This window comes from Pseudomonas sp. CM27 (assembly GCF_013179515.1).
Classification (GTDB): domain Bacteria; phylum Pseudomonadota; class Gammaproteobacteria; order Pseudomonadales; family Pseudomonadaceae; genus Aquipseudomonas.
Genome location: NZ_JABMCN010000268.1, coordinates 1 through 7,865 on the forward strand (window position 1 = coordinate 1; position 7,865 = coordinate 7,865).

The window sequence follows — 7,865 nt, forward strand, 5'->3', positions numbered from 1 at the left end:
TCATCGTCGATACGGCCGAGCACTGGCACTGGCAGGTCGCGCAAGGCCCGCTCAAGCACATGCAGGCTGCGCCCGCGCAGCTTTTTCGACACCTGCGGGCGCAGGCACAAGGCTGCACTGGGCAAGCGCGCCACGGGCTGGCTGCCACTGCCGATCATGCCCAGCGCCGGTTCGACACTGACCGCCCATTGCTCACCGACGCGGGCCTTGAGTTCAGGGGCCAGGCGCTCGGCCTGGGCGTGGATCTCGGTCTGGTTGCGGGTGAGCAGGCGCAGGCTGGGCAGGCGCTCGGCCAGGCGGTCAGGGTTGCGATACAGCGCCAACACGGCTTCCAGTGCGGCGAGGGTGATCTTGTCGACACGCAACGCGCGCTTGAGCGGGTTTTTCTTGATCCTGGCGATCAGCTCCTTGCGCCCCACGATGATCCCGGCTTGCGGCCCCCCCAGCAGCTTGTCGCCACTGAAGGTGACAATATCGGCGCCGTCGGCCAGGGCCTGGCGCACCGTGGGTTCGGCGGGCAGCCCCCAGCGGGTGAGGTCGAGCAGGCTGCCGCTGCCCAGGTCCTCGAGCAGCGGCAATTCGTGTTGCCTGGCGATGCACGCCAACTCGGCAGTGGGCACCTGGGTGGTGAAGCCCTGGATGCTGTAATTGCTGCAATGCACACGCATCAGCAAGCCAGTGCGCGGGCCGATGGCGGCTTCGTAGTCGCGGGCGTGGGTGCGGTTGGTGGTGCCGATTTCGTGCAGCTTCACACCGGCGCGGGCCATGATGTCGGGGATGCGGAAGGCACCGCCGATCTCGATCAGCTCACCACGGGAGATGATGCCCTCCTTACGCGCGCCCAGGCTGTTCAGCGCCAGCAGCACCGCGGCTGCGTTGTTGTTGACCACGGTGACGGCTTCGGCACCGGTCAGTTCGCGGATCAGGCCTTCGATCAGGTCGTCACGGTCGCCACGCTTGCCGCTGGCCAGGTCGAACTCCAGGTTGAGCGGGTAGCGGGCGGCGGTCTGCATGGCTTCAATGGCCTCTTCCGGCAACAGTGCACGACCCAGGTTGGTGTGCAGTACGGTGCCGGTAAGGTTGAACACCCGGCGGACCTGGCTGCGTTGCTGGATGGCGAGGCGTTCGCCGCTACGGCCGAGCAGGATTTGCGGGGCCAGTTCGGCACTGCCGACTTGGCCATTACGGGCAGGGTCGCGCAGGTCGTCGAGCAATTGGCGCAAGGTGGCGAGGACCGCGTCGCGGCCGTGGCGGTCGATCAGTGGGAGACAGGCCGGGTGGCGCAGAAGGGTATCGATGGAGGGCAGGCGTGGGGTGTCGCTGGCGAGGGTGATGGACATTCGGTACTACCTTCGACTGATCCGTTGTCTGTTCCGGCCCTTTCGCGGGTAAACCCGCCCCCACAGGATTGTGCGCGGACCTTGTGGGAGCGGGTTCACCCGCGAAGCAGGCAACTCGGTGTTTCAGTGTAGACACTCGGCCACTAGCCGGGCGCGAGCATCAGGTTGGGCGCCATTCGATGGAAGCCCTCCTCGTCCAGCCGCATATCCAGCGCCAGGCTGGCCAGGTCATCGGCGAGCGGCTCGGCCGCCGCATCGTTCTCCAGGTAGTTCTGCTTCAGGTAGCTCTGACACCCTGGGCAGCATTCGGCCCGCAGCGGCGCCTTGCCCGGTGCATGGCGATCGTCTTCAAGGCTGGTATAGCGCAAATCCTTGCTCGAATCGCAGTACACGCACTTGACCCGCACCACATGCCACTCGCAGGCACACAGCGAGCAAGCCAGATAGCGCAGGCCATTGTGCTTGCCGCGGTTACGCACCACTCCGGCCATCGCCGGCGAACCGCAGGCCGGGCATTGGGCCAGGCTGCCGGCGGGATTGAGCTCGGCCACTGGCAATGACAGCAGCCAACTGGACCATGCGGCCTGCAGCGCGGCCCCGATGAAGGGCACCAACGCCGCTGGCACCGCGTCGTACTGGCCAGCAAGCAGGGCAACACCCCAGCCCTTGTGCTGGTGTTCATCGCTGTCACGCAGCGCTTGCAACGCATCTCCCAACGCACCGCTGGTCTCGCTGTTGAAGTGCGCCAGCAAGGCCTGCAGCCAAACCAGCCAAGCTCCTTCACGCACCAGCCCGTCAGCCGCCAGCGGTGGCAGACCATGACTTATGCACAGGCGCTGACGATCTGCCGCGACCGGCACATCACCAGGCGGGTTATACACCAGCTGCTGCTGGATACGGCACAACCGCGCGATAAACTTCATGTAATCGCCGAGGGCGTTACCCGCGGCCAACTGCTCAAGGCGCACCGCCCGCAGTTCGAACAGGTTGGCGGGCGGCATATGCAGAAACGGCGGCGTTACCGCCGACGTTTCAATCTGCCCGGGCTCGAGTATCGTGCTCAAACGTTCATCCTTCTTTACGTCGGTGATGGGTCGGGGTCTTGTCACCGGTCACTTCGCGGTACCACAACTTATGATGCTTGCGCGCCCAAGGGCGGCTGACCCAACCATGCAACATGGCGCCGATCGACCCCTTGATCCAGATACCCGCGTAGATATGCACGATGATGCTGAGGATCAGCACGAACGCGGCCAGGGCATGCAACAGGGCAGACAAACGGATAACTTCGATGCCGAACAGATGGCTGAAGTACGCCCGCCAGATCACCACACCGGTGACAAGAAGGGCCAGCATGCATAGCAGCAGGGTCCAGAACAGCAGCTTCTGCCCGGCGTTGTACTTGCCAACCGGCGGCACGCCCTCCTCCTCGTTGAGCATCACCCGGTCGATACGGCGCAGCCACAGGCGGTCGTTGGCGGTGATGAAGTTGGCGCGCCAGAAGCGCACCACCAGGCCGAGGAAGAACACGAACATCGCCACGCCCAGGAACGGATGCAGAATGCGCGTCCACGGCCCGCCGCCGAACAGGTGACTAAGCCAGAACAACGCCGGATGAAACAGCGCCAGCCCGGACAAACCGGCGGTCATGAACAGGATGGCGACGATCCAGTGGTTGGTCCGTTCGTTGGCGTTGTAGCGCAGGATGGGTCTGTTGTCGTTCATGGCCGCTGCTCCCCTTGCCCACCGGGCCTGGTCGGATCAAAGACATGGACGGCCGGGTCCACCTGATGCACCGACGTGTCTGCCGGGTGCACGCTGCCGTCCGGCGGGAGAGGATTTTCGTCTCCTTCGACGCGCTGTGGGCCGACCCGTACGTAATGGAAGAATCCGGCCAGCACCGCCGCGCCCATGGCCAGCAGCGCCAGCGGTTTGGTGAAGCCTTTCCACAGCCCCACCAGCGGGCTGATCACCGGTTGGTCCGGCAGGCCGGCGTACAGCCTGGGCGTGTCGGCATGGTGCAGGACGTACATCACATGGGTGCCGCCGACGCCGTCCGGGTCGTACAGCCCGGCATTGTCGAAACCCCGAGACTTCAGGTCGACAATGCGCTCGGCGGCATGCACCTTCATCTCCTCCTTGCTGCCGAACACGATCGCCCCGGTCGGGCAGGTTTTTACACACGCCGGCTCCAGGCCCACGCTGACGCGGTCGGAGCACAGGGTGCACTTGTACGCCTTGTGGTCCTTCTGCGAGATACGCGGGATATTGAACGGGCAACCGGTGATGCAGTAGCCGCAGCCGATGCAGTGGTCCTGGTTGAAGTCGACGATGCCGTTGGCGTGCTTGATGATCGCCCCCGGGCTGGGGCAGGCCTTCAGGCAACCTGGGTCGGCGCAGTGCATGCAGCCGTCCTTGCGGATCAGCCACTCCAGGTTGCCGTCGTCGCGCTCGTGCTCGGTGAAACGCATCAAGGTCCAGGTCTCGGCGGTGAGGTCCTGGGGGTTGTCGTAGGTACCATGGTTGTGGCCGACCTCGTCACGCAGTTCGTTCCACTCCGAACACGCCACCTGGCAAGCCTTGCAGCCGATGCACTTGGTGGTGTCGATCAGCTTGGCGACCTCCTCCAGCTGGCGTACCGAGGGCGGTACGGTGGTGGTGGCCGAGCGGGCAATGATGTCTTGGCTGGCCATCAGAGTTTCTCCACTTTGACGAGGAACGACTTGGACTCTGGCGTCTGCGTGTTGCCGTCACCCAGGAATGGCACCAGGGTGTTGGTCAGGTAGCCATGCCGGGTAGCCCCGGTGAAGCCCCAGTGCAACGGGATGCCGATCTGGTGCACGGTCTGGTTGTTGACCTGCAGCGGGCGAATCCGCTTGGTCACCACCGCCACCGCATCGATATGCCCGCGCTTGCTGGATACCCGCACCCGATCGCCGGCCTTGATGCCCTTCTCGTTGGCCAGCACCTCGCCGATCTCGACGAACTGCTCGGGCTGGGCAATGGCGTTGAGCCGGCAATGCTTGCTCCAGAAATGGAAGTGCTCGGTCAGCCGGTAGGTGGTGGCCGCGTACGGGAACTCGTCGTGGGTGCCGAGGGTGTCCCACACCGAATCGAAGATCCGCCCGGCCGGGTTGCTGGTGGCTTTCTTGTTCTGCGGGTGCAGGGGGTTGATGCCTATCGGCGTCTCGAATGGCTCGTAGTGTTCCGGGAACGGGCCTTCGGCCATCTTGTCGATGGCGAAGAAACGCGCCACGCCTTCGGGGTTCATGATGAACGGGTTCATGCCCGCCTCGGGTGGCGAATCGACCTTGAAATCCGGCACATCGGTGCCGGTCCAGGCTTTGCCGTTCCACCACACCAGGCGTTTTTTCTCCGGGTCCCAAGGCTTCCCCTGGGGGTCGCTGGAGGCACGGTTGTAGAGGATGCGCCGGTTGGCCGGCCAGGCCCAGGCCCAGTTCTGCACCTGGTGCATGCCGTACGGGTCGCTGTTGTCGCGGCGAGCCATCTGGTTGCCCTGCTCGGTCCAGCAGCCGGCGAAGATCCAGCAGCCTGACGCGGTACTGCCATCGTCCTTCATCTGACCAAAGCCCGAAAGCTGCTGCCCGGCCTTGATCACTGCACCGGTCGGGTCGGTGACATCGGTAACTGCCCAGCCATTCATCTCCTTGGCCAGCTCTTCCGGGGACGGCTCATCAGGGATCTTGTATGGCCAGTCGATGTTCATGATGGCGTCGGGGTAGGCACCGCCTTCCTTGCTGTAGCGCTCACGCAGGCGGATGAACAGCTCGCTCATGATCTGCACGTCGGTACGGGTCTCGCCAGGGCCGTCGGCGCCCTTCCAGTGCCACTGCAGCCAGCGGCTACTGTTGACCAGCGAGCCATCCTCCTCGGCGAAACAGGTGGTGGGCAGGCGGATCACTTCGGTCTGGATGCTGGCCGTATCGACGTCGTTGAACGGCCCGGCATTGCGCCAGAACTCCGATGTCTCGGTGGCCAGCGGGTCCATGATCACCAGCCACTTGAGCTTGGCCAGTGCGGCGGTGACACGGTTCTTGTCCGGCAGCGCGGCAATCGGGTTGAAGCCTTGGCACATGTAGCCGTTGACCTTGCCCTGGCCCATCATCTCGAACATGCGCAGCACGTCGTAGGCCGGTACATCGAGCTTGGGCAACCAGTCATAGCCCCAGTTGTTTTCTGCCGTGGCGTTGGCGCCGTACCAGGCCTTCATCAGGCTGACGTGGAACTTGCCGTAGTTCTGCCAGTACGACAGCTGCCCCGGGCGCAGCGGCTTGGACGCACGCTTGTCGATGTAGGTGGCGTAGTCCTGCTCGGCGTCGCCGGCCAGGGTCAGGTAGCCTGGTAGCGAATTGGACAGCAGGCCGAGGTCGGTCAGGCCCTGGATGTTGGAGTGCCCGCGCAGGGCGTTGACCCCGCCACCCGGCATGCCGACGTTGCCCAGCAGCAGTTGCACCATGGCCGCACTGCGGATGATCTGCGCACCAATCGAGTGCTGCGTCCAGCCCAGCGCGTAGAGGATGGTCATGGTCTTGCCCGGTACCGAGCAAGTGGCGATCTCCTCCCACACCTTCATCATCTGCTGCTGCGGCATGCCACAGGTCATGCTCGCCAGCTCGGGGGTGTAGCGGCTGTAGTGCTGTTTCATCAGCTGGAACACGCAACGGGGGTGCTGCAAGGTCGGGTCGACCTTGGCAAAACCGTCTTCACCCAGCTCGTAACCCCAGCCGGACTTGTCGGCATACACCCGCTTGGCCTCGTCGTAGCCGCTGAACAGCCCGTCTTCGAAGCCATAGGTCTCTTTGACGATGAACGACACGTCGGTGTAGTTGCGCACGTACTCGTGCTGGATCTTGTCGTTGCTCAGCAGGTAATTGATCAGCCCGCCCATGAAGGCAATATCGGTACCGGTACGGATCGGCGCGTAGTAGTCCGCCACCGAAGCGGTTCGGGTAAACCGCGGGTCGACCACGATCAGCCGCGCCTTGTTGTGCGCCTTGGCCTCGGTCACCCACTTGAAGCCGCAAGGATGCGCTTCTGCTGCGTTGCCACCCATCACCAGGACCAGATTCGCGTTGGCGATATCTGACCAGTGGTTGGTCATGGCGCCACGGCCGTACGTCGGGGCAAGACTTGCCACCGTCGGGCCATGTCAGACACGTGCCTGGTTATCGAACCCCAGCATGCCTGTTGCGCGGATCACCTTGTGGGTCAGGTAGCCTGCCTCGCTGGAGGCAGCAGAGGCAGCCAGAAAACCGGTGGTTAGCCAGCGGTTGACTGTCTGCCCCTGGGCGTTTTTCTCGATGAAGTTGGCGTCGCGGTCCTGTTTCATCAGGTCGGCGACGCGGTCGAGCGCCTCGTCCCAGTTGACCCGCACCCACTCCTTGCTGCCCGGCTTGCGTACTTCGGGGTACTGCAGCCGGCTCGGGCTGTGGATAAAGTCCAGCAGGCCGGCGCCTTTCGGGCAGAGGGTGCCGCGGTTGACCGGATGGTCGGCGTCGCCTTCGATATGGATGATGTTCTGTTTGACGTTTTTACCCGCATCACCCTGGCTGTACAGGATCAGGCCGCAGCCGACCGAGCAGTAGGGGCAGGTGTTGCGCGTCTCGAGGGTGTGCGCCAGCTTGAAGTGACGCACCTGCTCGGCGAATGCCGGTGTCGGGGCCATACCCAACGCCGCAAGGCTCGAGCCTCCAAGGCCGACGGCGGCGACCTTGAAGAACTGCCGACGGTTCAGGTCCATCGTGCACTCCTGATCAGGTTTGGACGCGCGGAACATGGCCGGCGCCTCTCGGTAGTCACGGTGGCGGCCAATTGATGGCTGCCAACCGTTAAGACTAGTCAAGAATCCGCAAGGTGCGATGACCTGGGTCAGGTGGTAGCGCTTTATTCACGCTCAGGCACGCGGCAGGTTGCGCACCACGTTCAGCGCCGCACTGCTCTGCGCCACCGGCATGATCTCGATGCTGTTGATGTTCACATGCGCTGGCTGCTCGGCTATCCAGGCCACCGTGGCTGCGATATCTTCCGGCAGAATGGCCTGCACGTCGCGATACAGCGCCTGCACCGCCTCCAGGTCACCGTTCAGACGCACCAGAGAAAAATCAGTGCCCGAGCATAGGCCAGGCTCGATGTTGCTCACCCGTATCCGAGTACCGGCGAGGTCGGCACGCAGGTTGAGGCTGAACTGGCGGACGAAGGCCTTGCTGGCGCCATACACATTGCCGCCCGGGTAGGGATAGGTGCCGGCAATGGAGCCGATATTGATGATCATGCCGCTGTCGGCTTCGACCATACGCGGCAGGACCTTGTGGGTGACCATCGCCAGGCCGGTGATGTTGGTGTCGATCATCTGCTGCCAGTTTTCCGCGCTGCTGGCCTGGGCTTTGTCGACGCCTAGCGCCAGGCCGGCATTGTTGACCAGCAGGTCGATCTGCAGCTTGGCATCGGCAATCTGCTCCATCGCCGTCCCGAGTGATACCGGGTCGGTAACGTCCAACGCCAGGG

The 7,865-nt window shown here is 63.9% G+C and carries 6 protein-coding genes; all 6 read right to left on the minus strand.

The window, feature by feature from the left end; all coding sequences use genetic code 11:
* Window positions 1-1,340: L-seryl-tRNA(Sec) selenium transferase (gene selA, locus HP547_RS24935; protein WP_172288046.1), on the minus strand; the 1,340-nt coding region annotated here is incomplete at its 3' end.
* Window positions 1,341-1,483: 143 nt separating this feature from the next.
* Complete coding sequence (fdhE, locus tag HP547_RS24940) at window positions 1,484-2,404, minus strand: formate dehydrogenase accessory protein FdhE (protein WP_172288049.1); 921 nt, start codon at window positions 2,402-2,404, stop codon at window positions 1,484-1,486.
* Between the two features lie 4 nt (window positions 2,405-2,408).
* Window positions 2,409-3,065, minus strand: coding sequence for a formate dehydrogenase subunit gamma (locus HP547_RS24945; protein ID WP_172220641.1), 657 nt, complete (start codon window positions 3,063-3,065; stop codon window positions 2,409-2,411).
* Window positions 3,062-4,033, minus strand: coding sequence for a formate dehydrogenase subunit beta (fdxH, locus tag HP547_RS24950; protein ID WP_172220644.1), 972 nt, complete (start codon window positions 4,031-4,033; stop codon window positions 3,062-3,064). Before fdxH ends, HP547_RS24945 begins: the two co-directional genes overlap by 4 nt.
* The gene (gene fdnG, locus HP547_RS24955; RefSeq protein ID WP_172288052.1) at window positions 4,033-7,101 is read right to left on the minus strand and encodes a formate dehydrogenase-N subunit alpha; all 3,069 of its coding nucleotides are present in this window, start codon (window positions 7,099-7,101) and stop codon (window positions 4,033-4,035) included. Before fdnG ends, fdxH begins: the two co-directional genes overlap by 1 nt.
* A gap of 153 nt (window positions 7,102-7,254) precedes the next feature.
* Window positions 7,255-7,865, minus strand: a 611-nt coding sequence (locus HP547_RS24960) for an SDR family NAD(P)-dependent oxidoreductase (protein WP_172288055.1), incomplete at its 5' end; no start/stop codon positions are given.